This window comes from Kitasatospora sp. NPDC056651 (genome assembly GCF_042792155.1).
Taxonomy (GTDB): domain Bacteria; phylum Actinomycetota; class Actinomycetes; order Streptomycetales; family Streptomycetaceae; genus Kitasatospora.
Window position 1 is genome coordinate 1 of sequence record NZ_JBHTWX010000043.1, and the last position, 15,673, is coordinate 15,673.

Here is a 15,673-nt window from a genome sequence, read left to right on the forward strand (position 1 = left end):
ACGGGGAACCGTTCGGGCCCGCGGCCTCGTCGTGTTGCCTGGTCGACGGGATCGAGCCTGGTCGACGTGATCGAGGGAGGGCACGTGGGGGTGGGCACCGGGATGGCGGGGCTGCTGCGGCGCAGGGCCGGGCTGCTGGGGGCACGGCTGCGGCAGCGGCCGGCCCAGCGCCGGGTGTTCCAGGCCGGGACGGTGCTCTGCTCGCTCGCCCTGGCGCCGAGCGCCTGGGTGTGGCTCTCGGCGGGGGACCGGGTGGGCACGGTGGAGAGCGCGCCGTCCGCGCCCGTCGCGGTGGTCTTCGGCGCCGGGCTGGACCAGGGCAGGCCCTCGCCGTACCTGGAGCACCGGCTGGTCGCGGCGGTGGACCTGTACCGGGAGGGGAAGGTGCGGGCGATCCTGGTGACCGGGGACAACGGACGGGCCGAGTACTCCGAGCCCGACGCCATGTACACCTACCTGACCGAGCACGGGGTGCCCGCGGACCGGGTGGTCCGGGACTACGCGGGATTCGACACCTGGGACTCCTGCACCCGGGCGCGCCGGATCTTCGGGGTGGACCGCGCGGTGCTGGTGAGCCAGGACTTCCACGTCCGCCGGGCGCTGGCACTGTGCGAGGCGGCGGGCATCCGCTCGTACGCGGTCGGGGTGCCGGAGTCGCGCGACGAGACCTGGCTCTACGGCGGGCTGCGGGAGGTCGCCGGGGCGGGCAAGGCGGCGGTCAACGCCTGGCTGCGGCCGGACCCGCTGTTCCTCGGGCCCGAGGAGGATGGCATCCCGAAGGCGCTGGCGGAGACCGCGGGCAGATAGCCGCCCGGGGCCGGCCGCGGGGTTCCCGGCCGGGTTCGTACGCACTGTCGGACCCGTACGCGATGATCGGCGGGTGCGATCTCTGCCGAGCATCATCCACCTCGACATGGACGCCTTCTTCGCGGCGGTGGAGCAGGCGGCCAAGCCGAGCCTGCGCGGCAAGCCGGTGATCGTCGGGGGGCTCGGCGGTCGCGGTGTGGTCTCCACGGCCTCGTACGAGGCGCGGAAGTTCGGGGTGCACTCGGCGATGCCGATGGCGCAGGCGCGCCGGCTCTGCCCCAACGCCGCCTTCCTGTCGGGGCGGTTCGAGGCGTACCGGCAGAACAGCGAGATCGTGATGGGGCTGCTGCGGCAGCTCTCCCCGCTGGTGCAGCCGCTCAGCCTGGACGAGGCCTTCGTGGACCTGGAGGCCGGCCCCTACGGTCCCGCGCTGCGGGAGGCGGACCACGAGACCGGCGAACGGCTGGTGCTGGCGCTGGCGGAGGACCTGCGGGCGGACATCGAGCGGCTGACCGGGCTGACCGGCTCGGTGGGGGCGGCCGGCTCCAAGCTGATGGCCAAGATCGCCTCGGAGCAGGCCAAGCCGAACGGGCTGGTCATGGTCGAGCCCGGGCAGGAGCGGGCGGTGCTCGGCCCGATGCCGGTGCGGGCGCTGCCCGGGATCGGGCCGGCCACCGAACAGGTGCTGCGCCGGGCCGGGCTGAACACGGTGGCCGACCTCGCGGAGGCGGGGGAGACGGAGCTGGTGCAGCTGGTCGGTCGGGCGCACGGCGCCGGGATCTTCCAGATGTCCATAGGCCTGGACGAGCGGCCGGTGGTCGCCGACCAGGACGCCAAGTCCGTGTCGGTGGAGGACACCTACGAGGTGGACCTGGCCGACCGCGACCGGGTGCTGCGCGAGGTGGAGGCGCTGGCCGCCCGGTGCGTACGGCGGCTGCGGGCGGCCGGGCGCTCGGGGCGGACGGTGGTGCTCAAGGTCCGGCGGTTCGACTTCTCGACGCTGACCCGCTCGGAGACGCTCGGCGGGCCCACCGACGACGAGGCGGTGATCACCGCGACCGCGCGCCGGCTGGCCGAGCAGGTGGACATCACCGGCGGGGTGCGGCTGCTCGGCGTAGGCGTCGCCCAACTCGCCGACTACACCCAGGAGGACCTGTTCGCGCAGGCGCTCCGGGAGGAGGCCGCGGAGCACGCCGAGGTGGCGGCCGCGGCGGAGCAGGCCGAGGAGGAGCCGGAGGCCGTCGTGGTGCGGCGCTGGATGCCCGGCCAGGACGTCCGGCACACCGGGTTCGGTCCGGGCTGGGTGCAGGGCAGTGGCGTCGGGAGGGTCACCGTACGGTTCGAGACGCCGTGGAGCGAGCGGGGGCGGGTGCGGACCTTCTCGGTGGACGACCCGGAACTCGAAGCGTCCCGGCCGCTGCCGCTGCGCCGGGGTGAGGGCGATGACGGCGGGGCGGACGACGGGACGGACGGGGGCGGACGGGCGGACCGGGGGGACTGAGGCACGAAAACGGCCCCACCCGGTGGGGGAGTACCGGGTGGGGCCGATCACCGTGCCGGCTCCGTACGTTCGTGATGCCCTCGCGACGTACGGAGGCCGGATGCCCCGCGCCCTGTCCCTGAGCGCGGGGGCCGGACGCCTCGTCAGGCGTCGGTCTTGACCAGCTCGGGGCTGGAGTCCTGCTGGGCGGAGCCGCCGACGACGGTCGCGGTGGTGGCCGACGTGATGCCGCGGATCAGGAACGGGACGACGCCGGCGACGGCGCAGACGACGGCCGCGGTCCAGAACGCGTGCTTGTAGGCGTCCAGGGTCGGGAAGGAGAACGGGATCTGCGGCGGCAGCTTCATGATGTCGCCGGTCAGGATGGCGGCCATGACGGCGGTGCCGATCGCGCCGCCGACGGTGCGCAGCACGGCGTTCATGCCGTTGGCGATGCCGCTCTGCTCGGCCGGGACGGCGCCGTTGATGTAGGCCGGCATCGCGGAGAACGCGAGGCCGATGCCGAGGCCGAAGATCGCCGAGGCGGTGTAGATGTCCACCTCGTGGCTGTGGCGCACGGCCAGGTAGGCCATCGAGACGGCGCCGAGGACGCCACCGAGGACCAGCGGCAGGCGCGGGCCGCGGCGGCCGATCAGCAGGGCGCCGACCGGGGCGGCGACCATCGAGCCGATGGCGGACGGCAGCAGCATGACGCCGGCGTGCAGCACGCTGGCGGTGAAGCCGTAGTGGGTCAGCTTCTCCGGGGTCTGGGCGAAGTTGCTGATGACCATGAAGGAGCCGTACATGCCGAAGCCGATGAGCAGGCCGGCCAGGTTGGTGAAGGCGACGGCCGGGCGGGACATCATCTTCATGTCCACCAGCGGGTGCTTGACCTTGGACTCGATGATCATCCAGACCAGGGCGACCACGGCGGCGACGGCGAACAGGCCGAGCGTCTTGTTGGAGGTCCAGCCCCAGTGGTTGCCCTGGCTGACCGCGACCAGCAGGGCGGAGAGCCAGCCGGCCAGGGTGAGGGCGCCCAGCGGGTCGGCGCCGCCGTCCTTGTCGGTGACCGGGTCGGACGGGACGCGGAAGGCGACCAGGGCGACCGCGAGCAGGCCGCAGGCGAGGCCCATCCAGAAGATCGACTTGTAGCTCCAGTGCTCCAGCAGGAGACCGGTGGCGACCAGGCCGAGGCCGGAGCCGACGCCCATCGAGGCGCTGATGGCGGCGACGCCGCCGGTGACCTTCTGCCTGGGCAGCTCGTCGCGGACGATGCTGATCGCCAGCGGGAGCACGCCACCGCCGGCGCCCTGGAGGACGCGGGCGACGACCAGCCAGGTGAACGAGTGGGTGCTGACCGCGAGCGCCGAACCGGCGACCAGACCGGCCAGTGAGATCAGCAGCATCGGCTTACGGCCCCGGAGGTCGCCGAAGCGGCCCAGGAGGGGAGTCAGCACGGCTGCGGAGAGCAGGTTGGCGGTCATCAGCCAGGTGACGCTGGACGCGGAGACGTCCAGTTCCTTGGCCAGCGAGGGCAGGATCGGGACGACCGCGGTCTGCACCACGCTGTACGACAGCATCGCCAGGATGAGGGCCGGCAGGACCCGGGCGCCGCTCTGCTTCTCGGCCGCGGTGGTGGGCTGTGGTGCCTCACTCACGGTTGCTTCCTCCCGTACATAGTGAATGAACTGAAGTAACTTTGCCGACGATACTTCAGAGTGTCAAATATCGAGCGGTTAAGCTTTGGCAAAGGCGAAGGGTCGGGTACGCGACAACGGGGGCGGGGGGTGTGGGGCGGGCCGGCAGGAGGGGTGGGCGCGCGCCGAGGGCCCCGGACGGTGTCCGGGGCCCTCGGGTGGGGGTGCTGTCAGGTGAGGGGGTGCAGGGCGCCGGGGCGGGGGGCGTCGGTGGCCGGGGAGACCGGGGCGGTGGTGTCGTGGATCTCGACGTGTTCGCGGCGCAGTTCGTCCCGGACCACCTCCTCGGTGGTGTAGCGCTCGACGACGAGGCGGACCCGCTCGACGGGAGCGAGGTACTTGCGGATCACCGGGCGCTCCTCGCGGAGGGTGACCTCCTCGACGGCCTCGGCGACCTCCTTCTCGGTGAGGCCGGCGCGCTCGGCCTCGCTGACCGGCATCCGCTCGACCCGGACGCGCTCGTGGACCACCGGGACGCGGCGTTCGACCTGCTCGGTCGTCACGTACCTGCGCAGCTTCGCGGTGCCGATGGTGTGCCACTCGGTGGTGATGTCCAGCCGTTCCTCCCGGCAGGTGATCTCGACCGGGCTGCCGGCGGTGGGGGCGGACGGGGTGGAGGTGGGCGGGGCGGTGGTGGCGCGTGCTGCGGCGGCGGCCGCGGCGGCCGCGGGTGCGGGTGTCGGGGCGGGCCGCGCCTGGTGCTTCGGCTCCACCACGGGGACCGAGGGGGTGGGCGCCGGGGCGGCTGCGGGCGCGGGGGCGCCGAGGGTGCGCAGGCCGGCCTCCGGTGCTGCTCCGCCGGTGTCGGCGGTGGCCGGGGCGACGGGAACGACAGGATCGACGGGAGCCCTGGGCGGGGCGGGCTCGGCGGCGCGCTCGGGGTGGTGGAAGGTGAGCGACCTGGCGGGGGCCGCCGCGGTCGACGCGGCGGCGGCCGCGGTGGTGCCGAAGTCGAGGTCGGGCTGCTCGGCGCGGCTCCCCTCCTCACCGTTCGGGTGGCCGTCCACCGGGGTGTCCAGCCCGTAGTAGCGGTAGAGCTGGAGTTCCTGGGCGGGGGACAGGTGCTGGCCGACGCCGAAGTCCGGCGACTCCTTGACCAGTGACTTGTCGTAGGGCACCCGGAGCTCGTCGCCGGCGAACTCGCTCGTGGTCAGCGGGACGAAGGCGTCCCGGCCGAAGATGCCGGTCCGGACCGCGGCCCACTCGGGCCGGCCGGTGGCGTCGTCCAGGTAGACCTCGTCGACCGTGCCGATCTTGTCTCCGTTGCGGTCGACGGCCCTGTGGCCGATGAGGTCCCGGGGGTCGATGTCGGTCTGCACTCATTCCTCCAGTGCGCTGAGCTGCGGAACTCCCACAGGAAGGCGGCCGGAGCACCCGTTCCGTCCGCCACTTCACACCAAAAGCCATGAACCGGACGAACGCGACCGGGGTGCGCCGGACGGGCTGCGCACTGGACCGTCCGAGGGAACGCGCGTAGACCCCGAGTGACCTGACGCACCGGTGATCCGAGGGCCTCCCGCTGGTACCCTGGGCCGCGACCGCCGAGCCTGCTCGGGAGAGTCCCCGGCAGTGAAAACCGCTGGTCGGGGCGCCGAAGGAGCAACTCCTCCCCGGAATCTCTCAGGCATCCGTACCGTGCGGGCTAGGTCACTCTGGAAAGCAGGGCAGGAGCGCCGGCGCGGGAGCCGACGACCACCACCCTCACCGACGGTGCAAGCCGACGAAGCGCCACAGCGCGACGTGCGGGCGAAGCTCTCAGGTCCCGATGACAGAGGGGGAGGCCTTTCGGGTCCGTCCGCCCAGGCCGGTCCGCTGTCCGCAGCGGCGTTGGCCGGCCGGCGTGCGTACCCCCGCCGGTCCGTGACCAGGAGGCCTCGACCACCATGAACGCCCAGCCGAACGCGGGACGCCCCACCGGCGCCTCGACCCTCACCGAGCTTGAGCTGGCCAGTCCCTTCGAGAACCGTCACATCGGCCCCGACGCGGCCGCGCAGGAGAAGATGCTGGCGTCCGTCGGCTACGGCTCGCTGGACGAACTCGCCGCCACCGCGGTGCCCGAGGCGATCCGCTCCATCACCGCCCTGGACCTGCCCGGGGGCCGGTCCGAGGCCCAGGTCCTCGCCGAGCTGCGCGAGCTGGCCGGCCGTAACCAGGTGCTCCAGCCGATGATCGGCCTGGGCTACTACGGCACCTTCACCCCGCCGGTGATCCTGCGCAACGTCATGGAGAACCCGGCCTGGTACACCGCCTACACCCCGTACCAGCCGGAGATCTCGCAGGGCCGCCTGGAGGCGCTGCTCAACTTCCAGACCCTGGTCTCCGACCTGACCGGCCTGCCGACCTCCGGCTCGTCGCTGCTGGACGAGGGCACCGCGGCGGCCGAGGCGATGGCGCTGGCCCGTCGCGTCACCAAGGTCAAGGGCGGCGTCTTCCTGGTCGACGCCGAGACCCTGCCGCAGACCGTCGCGGTCATCAACACCCGCGCCGTGCCGACCGGTGTCGAGGTCGTCGTCGCCGACCTGTCCGAGGGCATCCCGGCCGAGATCGTCGAACGCGGCGTCTTCGGCGTGCTGCTCCAGTACCCCGGCGCCACCGGTGTGGTCCGCGACCTCGCCCCGGTGATCGAGCAGGCGCACGGCCTGGGCGCGATCGTCGCCGTCGCCGCCGACCTGCTCGCGCTGACCCTGCTCAAGTCCCCGGGCTCGCTGGGCGCCGACATCGCCTGTGGCACCTCGCAGCGCTTCGGCGTGCCGATGGGCTTCGGCGGCCCCCACGCCGGCTACCTGTCGGTGCGCGCCGAGTACGCCCGCTCGCTGCCCGGCCGCCTGGTCGGCGTCTCCGTCGACGCCGACGGCAACCGCGCCTACCGCCTGGCGCTCCAGACCCGCGAGCAGCACATCCGCCGCGAGAAGGCGACCAGCAACATCTGCACCGCCCAGGTGCTGCTCGCCGTGATGGCCTCGATGTACGCCGTCTACCACGGCCCGGACGGCCTGGCCGACATCGCCCGCCGCACCCACCGCTACGCCGCCGCCCTCGCCGAGGGCCTGCGGGCCGGCGGCGTCGAGCTGCTGCACGGCGAGTTCTTCGACACCGTCACCGCCGTCGTCCCGGGCCGCGCCGCGGAGATCGCCGCCGCCGCCCGTGCCAACGGCATCAACGTGTACCAGGACGGCGAGGACCGGATCTCGGTCTCCACCGACGAGACCACCACCCGCGAGCACCTGGCCGGCGTCTGGGCCGCGTTCGGCGTCGAGGGCGTGGAGGTCGCCGAGAGCGCCGAGGCGCTGCCCGCCGCGCTGCTGCGCGAGGACGAGTACCTCACCCACCCGGTGTTCCACAGCCACCGCTCGGAGACCGCCATGCTGCGCTACCTGCGCCGCCTGTCGGACCGGGACTACGCGCTGGACCGGGGCATGATCCCGCTGGGCTCCTGCACCATGAAGCTCAACGCGACCACCGAGATGGAGGCGGTGACCTGGCCGGAGTTCGGTCAGCTGCACCCCTTCGCCCCGATCGACCAGGCCCAGGGCTTCCTGACCCTGATCCGTCAGCTGGAGCAGCAGCTGGTCGAGGTGACCGGCTACGACGCCGTGTCGATCCAGCCGAACGCGGGCTCCCAGGGCGAGCTGGCCGGTCTGCTGGCCGTGCGCGCCTACCACCACGCCAACGGCGACACCCAGCGCGACGTCTGCCTGATCCCGTCCTCGGCGCACGGCACCAACGCGGCCTCCGCGGTGATGGCCGGCATGCGCGTGGTCGTGGTGAAGACCCTGGTCGACGGCGACGTCGACGTCGAGGACCTGAAGGCCAAGATCGAGCAGCACCGCGACAGCCTCGCCGTGCTGATGGTCACCTACCCGTCCACCCACGGCGTGTACGAGACCCAGATCACCGACATCTGCGCCCTGGTGCACGAGGCCGGCGGCCAGGTGTACGTGGACGGCGCCAACCTGAACGCGCTGGTCGGCCTCGCCAAGCCGGGCAAGTTCGGCGCGGACGTCTCGCACCTGAACCTGCACAAGACCTTCTGCATCCCGCACGGCGGTGGCGGCCCGGGCGTCGGCCCGGTCGCGGTGCGCGCCCACCTGGCGCCGCACCTGCCGAACCACCCGCTCCAGGCGGAGGCCGGCCCGGCCACCGGTGTCGGCCCGATCTCGGCCGCGCCGTGGGGCTCGGCGGCCATCCTGCCGATCTCCTGGGCGTACGTCCGCCTCATGGGCGGCGAGGGCCTCAAGCACGCGACCCAGGTCGCGGTGCTGAACGCCAACTACATCGCCAAGCGCCTGGCCCCGCACTTCCCGGTGCTCTACACCGGTCCGGGCGGGCTGGTCGCGCACGAGTGCATCATCGACCTGCGCCCGCTGACCAAGGAGACGGGCGTGACGGTGGACGACATCGCCAAGCGCCTGATCGACTACGGCTTCCACGCGCCGACGATGTCCTTCCCGGTGGCCGGCACGCTGATGATCGAGCCGACCGAGTCCGAGGACCTGTACGAGATCGACCGCTTCTGCGACGCGATGATCACCATCCGCGGCGAGATCGACAAGGTCGGCTCGGGCGAGTGGGCGGCCGAGGACAACCCGCTGCGCAACGCCCCGCACACCGCCGCCACGCTGGCCGGCGACTGGGCGCACGGCTACTCGCGGCAGGAGGCGGTCTTCCCGGCGGGCGTGAACCCGGCGGACAAGTACTGGCCGCCGGTGAGCCGGATCGACGGCGCGTACGGCGACCGCAACCTGGTCTGCTCCTGCCCGCCGCTGGACGAGTACGGCGTCTGAGCGGAGGAGCGGTGACGCGGCAGGGCCCCGGCGGAGTTTCCGCCGGGGCCCTGCCCCTTGTGCTGTGGAGTCGGCGGCTGCCCCCGCCGTACGGCCGGACCGGGTGGTCAGGCCGCGTGGGCGACGGGGCGGCGCGGGGCGATCACCCGGCCGTCGGGCAGCAGTTCTCCGGTGTCCTCGAACATGACGACGCCGTTGCAGAGCAGGCTCCAGCCCTGCTCCGGGTGGCGGGCCACCGAGGCGGCCGCCTCGCGGTCCTCGGACTCGGCCGACGGGCACTCAGGACGGTGCTGGCACATACGCGTACCCTCGCTTCGCTCTGCGATCCTCCCCGTGGGGCGGCCACCGGAGGTCGTGCCGTCCGGAGCCGCCGCGGTAGTCGGATCCTGTCCGCGCGCCGACCAGGTGTGGACCGACGCTCAAGTGGGTAGGACAGGTGGTCCTTCCACGCTGGTTCCCAGTGTCGGCATCTGCGGACCCGCGCGCAGGGATTTCGTGACATGCGCCACAACTCCCGGTCAGAGATCACCCGTTCAGGTGGGACCGGCGGGAAACGGCGCACCAATGGGCCAGGAGGGGCATGGCCCGTTGGGGCCATAGCGGATGGTCCGGCTGGGGGGTGTTCCAGGGAAGGCGTTCCCGGGGGCGGGTACGAGGGCGTGCGCGCGGGCACGGCTGTGGGCCGCCGGGCGGGTGGGCCCGGCGGCCCGCGGGGTGCCGGTGGGTCAGGAGGAGCCGAGCAGCAGCGGCCTGGCGAGCGGCGCTCGGGCGAGCAGGGGCAGCAGTTCGGAGGCGGGCCGGGCGCGGTGCGCGGTGACGCCGAGCGGGGCCGGGGCCAGTGGGATCAGGAGGTCGGTGGCCGTCCCGGGGTCCGGGTCGTGCAGCCACAGCGCCGTGGCGTACTGGCCGGGGAAGGTCAGCAGCCGGGGCCGCCGGGGGGTCCGGGCGCCCTGGGCGAGCTGCCAGGCCTCGCGCAGCGCCCTGACCGTCGAATCGAGGTAGGGGCCGGCGGTGAAGTGGGAGAAGGTGTGGCCCTCCGCGCTCTGCACCACCTCGGCGGCGGCGGCCACCTCGGTGCCGTCCTTGATCAGGAAGCGCCAGCCGGTGCGGCGGGCGGCCGGGAGCCCCGGGCGCGGACCGTCCAGGACGTACACGGCGAGCGGGTGGGCGGGGAGCAGGGGGCCGTTCGGGTGACGGAGCGCTGCGGCGGCGGGCTGGCGCAGTGCGGTCTCCGAGTCGAGCGCGCCCAGGACCGCGCGCAGGGCGCTCGGCGGGGGCTGGGGGGTTTGCAGAGTCATGGCGGGATCCGCCTCTCCAAGCGAGATCGGCGTGCGAGTGCGGCATACCGGCGTGGCGCGGCGACGCGTCGACGGTGACGGGGCCTGCCGTGTCCGGTTGTGCAGGATCGCGGTGCCGGCGCGGTCGCCGCCGTCGATGGGACCTCGGGGCAATGGCCGACCGGCCGGGCGCTGTGCGAATTCGAACAGGTGCGCAGGGTGACCTGTTTATCACGGGCTGTGGTGGCGGGCAAGTCTGTAGTTCTTCTGATTTTCCGTCAGATGCCTTGCAATGCAAGCCAGTACGCGTGTTCGGGTATCGATCTTCGAGGTGGGCATATTGGTTGCACGGTCGGTCGACCGGGGTGCTCGACGGGGTGGCTCTTGAGGAGGGGACCGTGGGCGAGAAGGTCGTGGCGACTCGGGCGGAACTGGCGGACCGGCAACTGTACCGGCGCAAGCTCCAGGCGTGCCTCGAAACGCTGGGACGGATGATCCGGGAGGACCGGTTCGACCGGCCGCGGGCGGTGATGGGCCTGGAGATCGAGCTCAACCTGGCCGACGAGCAGGGCCTGCCGGCCATGACCAACGCGCAGGTGCTGAGCGAGATCGGGTCCAGCGACTTCCAGACCGAGCTCGGCAGGTTCAACATCGAGGTCAACATCACGCCGCACCGGCTCTGCGGGCACGTCTTCGAGGAACTGCGCGAGGAGATCGACACCGGGCTGCGCTACGCCGACCGGCGGGCGGCCGAGGCGGGCAGCCGGATCGTCATGGTGGGCATCCTGCCGACGCTGGAGCACGCCCACACCGGGCTGGACGCGATGAGTCACAACCAGCGGTACAGCCTGCTCAGCGACCAGATCCTGGCCGCCCGCGGGGAGGAGATCGCGCTGGACATCGAGGGGGTCGAGCACCTCCAGCTGGAGTCGATCACCATGGTGGCCGAGGCCGCCGCCACCTCGCTCCAGCTGCACCTCCAGGTGACCCCGGAGCGGTTCTCCTCGGTGTGGAACGCGGCCCAGGCGATCTGCGGGCCACAGTTGGCGCTCGGCGCCAACTCGCCCTTCCTGTTCGGGCGGGAGCTGTGGCGGGAGACCCGTCCGGTGCTCTTCCAGCAGGCCTGCGACACCCGTTCGGCGGAGCTCAAGGCGCAGGGCGTGCGCCCGATCACCTGGTTCGGCGAGCGCTGGGTGGACTCGGCGTACGACCTGTTCGAGGAGAACCTGCGGTACTTCCCCGCGCTGCTGCCGATCTGCGACGACGAGGACCCGCTGAAGGTGCTGGCCTCCGGCGGCGCGCCCAGGCTCGCCGAGATGCGGCTGCACAACGGCACCATCTACCGCTGGAACCGGCCGGTGTACGACGTCGCGGGCGGGGTGGCGCACCTGCGGGTGGAGAACCGGGCGCTGCCGGCCGGGCCGACGGTGGCCGACACGCTGGCCAACGCCGCGTTCTACTACGGGCTGGTGCGGGTGCTCGCCGAGCAGCCCCGGCCGATCTGGACCCGGCTGCCGTTCGAACGGGCGGATGAGAACTTCCGCCAGGGCGCCCGGTACGGCATCGACGCGGTGTTCCAGTGGCCGCGCCCCGGGCGGGCCGGGCGCGGCGGCGGGCTGCAGACCGTGTCCGCCGTCGACCTGGTGCTGAACGAACTGCTGCCGATGGCCCACCAGGGGCTGGACGAGTGGGGCGTGGAGCCCGCCGACCGGGACCGCTACCTGGGCATCATCGAGCAGCGCTGCCTGCGCCGCACCAATGGTGCGTCCTGGCAGGCCGCGACCTTCCACCGGCTGCGCGAGCAGTACGGGATGGACCGGCCGGCCGCGCTCGCGGCGATGACCAGGCGATACGCCGAACACATGCGCGGCGGCGAGCCGGTGCACACCTGGCCGGTGGGCTAGCTAGGCCCTTCCCTTCGGATCCTGCCGGGCCGCCGAGCCGGACGGGCCCCCGGCCTCCCCGTCGGGGCCGTCCGGCGGTTGTGCCAGGATGATCGCTCCGGTGGTCGGCCGACGGCCGGAGCGACCGCCCGTCCGCTGGAGCCCCCGTGACGACCGTCCCGACCGCGCCGGAGACCGCGAAGCCCACCCGCCGGCTGTTCGGCGTGGAACTGCTGATCGTCCTCGGCCTCTCCCTCGGGGCCAGTGGGATCAGCGCGCTGATCAGCTTCACCGGCTCGCTCACCGAACCGCTCAAGCTCGGCCAGCAGGTCGCCACGCTGAACGGGTCGCGGGCGCCCGGGCGGCCCTGGCTGGACCTGGTGTGGCAGCTGTACTACATCGGGCGCGGGCTGATGCCGGTGGTGCTGGTCGGCTACCTGCTGGTGCGCGAGGGCGTCGCGCTGCGGGTGCTGGGCTTCGACCTCGGGCAGAAGCTGCGCGACCTCGGCCGGGGCGCCGGCGTCGCGGCCGCGATCGGCGGGTCGGGGCTGGCGCTCTACCTGGCCTCGCAGGCGGCCGGGTACAACCTGACGGTGGCGCCGTCCGGCCTGCCGGACGTGTGGTGGCGGGTGCCGGTGCTGGTGCTGTCGGCCTGGCAGAACGCCATCCTGGAGGAGGTCGTCGTCCTCGGCTACCTGCTGCGCCGGGTGGGGCAGCTGGGGTGGTCCTGGCCGGCCGCGGTGGCGGCGAGTTCGGTGCTGCGCGGCTCGTACCACCTGTACCAGGGGGTCGGCGGGCTGATCGGCAACATGGTGATGGGCGTGGTGTTCTGCCTGCTGTACCGGCGCTGGGGACGGGTGATGCCGCTGGTGGCGGCGCACGCGCTGATCGACACGGTGGCCTTCGTCGGGTACGCGCTGCTGGCCGGGCACGTCAGCTGGCTGCCGACCCCCTGAGCGACGGCCCTCCGAGCGACGGCCCTCCGAGCGGCGGCCCTCCGAGCGGCGGCCCTCCGAGCGGCGGCCCTCCGAGCGACGGCCCTCCGAGCGGCGGCCCTCCGAGCGACGGTCCCCCGGGTGACGGCGCCGGGCCGCGCGGCGGGCGGGCGAGCAGCCGGTCGACGTGCCGGCGCTCCAGGCCCTGGCCGGGGTCGACGGGCAGCAGCACGCGGTCCCGGCGCCAGCGGGAGCGGCGGACCAGCCGGGGTGGGATGACGTCGTCCACCCAGGCGAACGGGCGGCCCCCGGCGTAGCGCAGCAGCGGGGCCCACTTCGCGGCGGAGAACAGCTCCATCAGTGGCACCCGCGGGTCGCCGGGCTGCGGGACGTAGCCGGTGAAGGTGACCACCGGCAGCGGGTCGAGGCCGATCGCCGGGGCGATGTGGGTGTTGGCGTGCTCCTCCCAGGTGGTCGCCCAGACCAGGTCGTACGCTCCGGCCAGCTCGCGCAGCCAGGCGCCGTGCCGGGTGGACAGCAGGACGGTGTGGCCGAGGAGCGCGTGGGCGTCGAATCCGGCGTCCGGATGCGGGCAGACCGGGTTCAGGACGCCGTCGACGTCCAGGAACAGCAGTGGCTTCGGCACCGGTGGCCCCTCGGGACAGTGGAGTTTCCTGACTGGTCGGACGTCCCTCCGGCACCTCCGGTTGCCCCCGGGCGGGCGCACGTGGGGCGCCCTGAGCGCTCAGGTGGCGGGCGTGGGCTCGGGGGCGGGCACCGGTGCGCCGGTCGCGCTTCGACGGCTCAGCCGACGGACCTGGGGATCCACCAGGACGGCCACGCTGAGCAGCAGGCAGGCGGCGGCGCACGCCCAGAGCGCGCCGGACAGGCCGAGCACCACGGCGGCGGGGCCGGCCAGCGCGGTGCCGACCGGGGCCAGCGAGTAGGAGCCGAGTTCGTCGTACGCGGTGACCCGGGAGAACATCTCCTCGGGTATCTCCTGCCGGAGCGCGACCATCCAGTTGACGCCGAAGACGGTGACGCCGACGCCGGACAGGAACATCGCCACGACCAGCAGCGGCAGCGCCACCTCGGCGGCCAGGGCCAGGGCGGGCACGCCGAACAGGAAGACCCCCCAGTTGCCGACCAGCAGGATCCGGCGGGGGCGCCAGCGGGTCATCAGCACGCCGGCCGCCACCAGGCCGACGCCGTACGCGGACATCGCCAGGCCCCAGGCGCCCGCGCCGCCGAGCCGCTCCTTGGCCGCGGTCGGCCCGTACACCGCCTCGACCGCGTTGACGCAGGCGAGCAGGACGGAGAACTGGAGCACGATCACCCAGAGCCAGCGGCGGGAGGCGAACTCCCGCCAGCCCTCGCGCAGATCGCGCAGCATGCCGCCGGAGGAGGGCACGGGGGCCCGCTCCGGCTCCAGGAAGAAGCGGAGCGCGGCGGCGACCAGGAAGCAGAGGGCGTCCAGGGCGAGCACCCAACCGGGGCCGACGACCGCGGTGAGCGCGCCGCCGAGGGCTGCGCCGCCGATCTGGGAGGCGTTGAGGCCCATCCGGAAGACCGCGAAGGCGCGGGCGGCGTGCTCCTGGGGGACGGCCTGCATGATCATGCCGCCGGAGGCGGGGGCGTAGAGGGCGTAGCCGGCCCCGCCGGCGGCGGAGAGCACCAGCAGCTGCCAGAGCGGGACGTCCCCGGCCAGCACCAGCGCGGCCAGCACGGCCTGGGAGAGCCCGCTGAACACGTTGGCGCCGACCATGATCAGGTGGCGCGGCAGCCGGTCGGCGAGGGTGCCGCCGACCACCATGAGCAGGACCGTGGGGACCAGGCGGGCGGCGGTGACGTAACCGACCTCGGTCGTGGTGCCGCCGGCGCCGAGCACGGCGAAGGCGGTGGCGATGGGGGCGCCGGCGTTGCCGAGGCCGCTGATCACGGTGGCGGCGGTCTGGATGCGGAAATTGCGGCTCGCCCAGGCGAAACGGCGGGGGTGCGGGGGAGGGATCGGCACCCGGCGACTATCCCGAACGGTCGTACCGGTGTCCATCCGGTTTTCCTGCCGAACCCCCAGGTGGGAGGGATTCAGCCGAGGTGGCCCCAGAGGAAGGTGAGGGTGCGGCGCCAGGCGATCCGGGCCTGGAGCGGGTCGTAGGTGCCGATCAGGTTCTCGTCGTTCATGAAGGCGTGCCCGGCCGGGTAGAAGTGGATCTCCGGACGGACGTCGGTGGCCTCGCCGATCCGGATCGCCGCCTCGTCCACGGCGGCCATCGGGATCGAGCCGTCCAGCTCGCCGAAGTGGCCGAGGACGTGGGCGGTCAGGCCGAGGTAGTCGAAGGCGGGATCGGGTGGCAGGCCGTAGAACGGGACCACGGCGGCCACCTTGTCGCCGGCCCGGGCGGCCAGCAGCAGGGCGAAGCCGCCGCCCATGCAGAAGCCGACCACGCCGACCGCGTCGCCGACCACGCCGTCCAGTGCGAGCAGGTGGTCCACGGCCCCGGCGAGGTCCTCCACCGCCCGGTCGACCGGGAGCTCGCGTCCGAACCGGGCCGCCTCGGCGCCGTCATGGGTGGTGGCGCCGCCGAACAGGTCGGGGGCGAGGACGGTGAAACCCTCCGCGGCGAAGCGGTCGGCCATGGCGGCGATGTGCGAGGTGAGCCCCCACCACTCCTGCACCACCACCAGGCCCGGGCCGACGCCCTGCGGCGGGCGGGCCAGGTAGCCGTGCGCGGTACGGCCGTTGCTCGGGAAGGTGACGTTCTGCCGGGAGCCGCCCTGGTCAGGCATGGCTTCCTCTCGGTGGGTCG

The 15,673-nt window shown here is 73.3% G+C and carries 12 protein-coding genes and 1 riboswitch; of the genes, 5 read left to right on the plus strand and 7 right to left on the minus strand.

Translation table 11 applies throughout. From position 1 onward, the window contains the following. Positions 1-102 precede the first annotated feature (102 nt). Positions 103-807 carry a vancomycin high temperature exclusion protein gene (locus ACFRAR_RS18460; protein WP_380699190.1) on the plus strand — a complete coding sequence of 235 codons (705 nt, stop codon included), beginning with the start codon at positions 103-105 and terminating at the stop codon, positions 805-807. A 73-nt stretch (positions 808-880) separates the two neighbouring features. Further along, positions 881-2,308, plus strand: a complete 1,428-nt coding sequence (locus ACFRAR_RS18465) for a DNA polymerase IV (protein WP_380699137.1) — start codon at positions 881-883, stop codon at positions 2,306-2,308. 143 nt (positions 2,309-2,451) lie between these two features. Here ACFRAR_RS18465 and ACFRAR_RS18470 read toward each other — a convergent pair whose 3' ends face one another. Beyond that, positions 2,452-3,948 carry an MFS transporter gene (locus ACFRAR_RS18470; RefSeq protein ID WP_380699138.1) on the minus strand — a complete coding sequence of 499 codons (1,497 nt, stop codon included), beginning with the start codon at positions 3,946-3,948 and terminating at the stop codon, positions 2,452-2,454. A 209-nt stretch (positions 3,949-4,157) separates the two neighbouring features. Further along, entirely contained in the window at positions 4,158-5,306 is a 1,149-nt protein-coding gene (locus ACFRAR_RS18475) for a PRC and DUF2382 domain-containing protein (protein ID WP_380699139.1), read from the minus strand. A gap of 223 nt (positions 5,307-5,529) precedes the next feature. Continuing rightward, a riboswitch (glycine riboswitch) is annotated at positions 5,530-5,633 on the plus strand. A 237-nt stretch (positions 5,634-5,870) separates the two neighbouring features. Here ACFRAR_RS18475 and gcvP point away from each other — a divergent pair. Then, positions 5,871-8,771 carry an aminomethyl-transferring glycine dehydrogenase gene (gcvP, locus tag ACFRAR_RS18480; RefSeq protein ID WP_380699140.1) on the plus strand — a complete coding sequence of 967 codons (2,901 nt, stop codon included), beginning with the start codon at positions 5,871-5,873 and terminating at the stop codon, positions 8,769-8,771. 107 nt (positions 8,772-8,878) lie between these two features. Here the strand turns inward: gcvP and ACFRAR_RS18485 are convergent, their stop codons facing one another. Both ACFRAR_RS18485 and ACFRAR_RS18490 read right to left on the minus strand, forming a co-directional pair. After that, positions 8,879-9,070 carry a DUF5999 family protein gene (locus ACFRAR_RS18485; protein ID WP_380699141.1) on the minus strand — a complete coding sequence of 64 codons (192 nt, stop codon included), beginning with the start codon at positions 9,068-9,070 and terminating at the stop codon, positions 8,879-8,881. Between the two features lie 426 nt (positions 9,071-9,496). Continuing rightward, positions 9,497-10,069, minus strand: coding sequence for a hypothetical protein (locus ACFRAR_RS18490; RefSeq protein WP_380699142.1), 573 nt, complete (start codon positions 10,067-10,069; stop codon positions 9,497-9,499). 377 nt (positions 10,070-10,446) lie between these two features. On the opposite strand from ACFRAR_RS18490, the gene ACFRAR_RS18495 reads away from it, so the two are divergent. Further along, positions 10,447-11,952 (plus strand): glutamate--cysteine ligase, encoded by a 1,506-nt coding sequence (locus ACFRAR_RS18495; RefSeq protein ID WP_380699143.1) that lies wholly within the window; start codon positions 10,447-10,449, stop codon positions 11,950-11,952. 146 nt (positions 11,953-12,098) lie between these two features. Then, positions 12,099-12,887 carry a CPBP family intramembrane glutamic endopeptidase gene (locus ACFRAR_RS18500; protein ID WP_380699144.1) on the plus strand — a complete coding sequence of 263 codons (789 nt, stop codon included), beginning with the start codon at positions 12,099-12,101 and terminating at the stop codon, positions 12,885-12,887. Here ACFRAR_RS18500 and ACFRAR_RS18505 read toward each other — a convergent pair. From ACFRAR_RS18505 to ACFRAR_RS18515, 3 genes are all read right to left on the minus strand, one after another. Continuing rightward, a complete protein-coding gene (locus ACFRAR_RS18505) occupies positions 12,865-13,512 on the minus strand; it encodes an HAD domain-containing protein (RefSeq protein ID WP_380699145.1) in 648 nt (215 codons plus the stop codon). The two genes, ACFRAR_RS18500 and ACFRAR_RS18505, sit on opposite strands and share 23 nt — an antisense overlap. 99 nt (positions 13,513-13,611) lie before the next feature. Further along, positions 13,612-14,880: an MFS transporter gene (locus ACFRAR_RS18510; RefSeq protein ID WP_380699146.1), complete on the minus strand. Its 1,269-nt coding sequence runs from the start codon at positions 14,878-14,880 to the stop codon at positions 13,612-13,614. Between the two features lie 71 nt (positions 14,881-14,951). Continuing rightward, on the minus strand, positions 14,952-15,653 hold the full coding sequence (locus ACFRAR_RS18515; RefSeq protein WP_380699147.1) for a dienelactone hydrolase family protein: 702 nt from the start codon (positions 15,651-15,653) through the stop codon (positions 14,952-14,954). Positions 15,654-15,673 lie beyond the last annotated feature (20 nt).

Bases quoted from the DNA above. Each gene is read 5' to 3' on its own strand.
- ACFRAR_RS18460 (WP_380699190.1), top strand. From the start codon at position 103: ATGGCGGGGCTGCTGCGGCGCAGGGCCGGGCTGCTGGGGGCACGGCTG.
- gcvP (WP_380699140.1), top strand. From the start codon at position 5,871: ATGAACGCCCAGCCGAACGCGGGACGCCCCACCGGCGCCTCGACCCTC.
- ACFRAR_RS18485 (WP_380699141.1), bottom strand. From the start codon at position 9,070: ATGTGCCAGCACCGTCCTGAGTGCCCGTCGGCCGAGTCCGAGGACCGC.
- ACFRAR_RS18490 (WP_380699142.1), bottom strand. From the start codon at position 10,069: ATGACTCTGCAAACCCCCCAGCCCCCGCCGAGCGCCCTGCGCGCGGTC.
- ACFRAR_RS18515 (WP_380699147.1), bottom strand. From the start codon at position 15,653: ATGCCTGACCAGGGCGGCTCCCGGCAGAACGTCACCTTCCCGAGCAAC.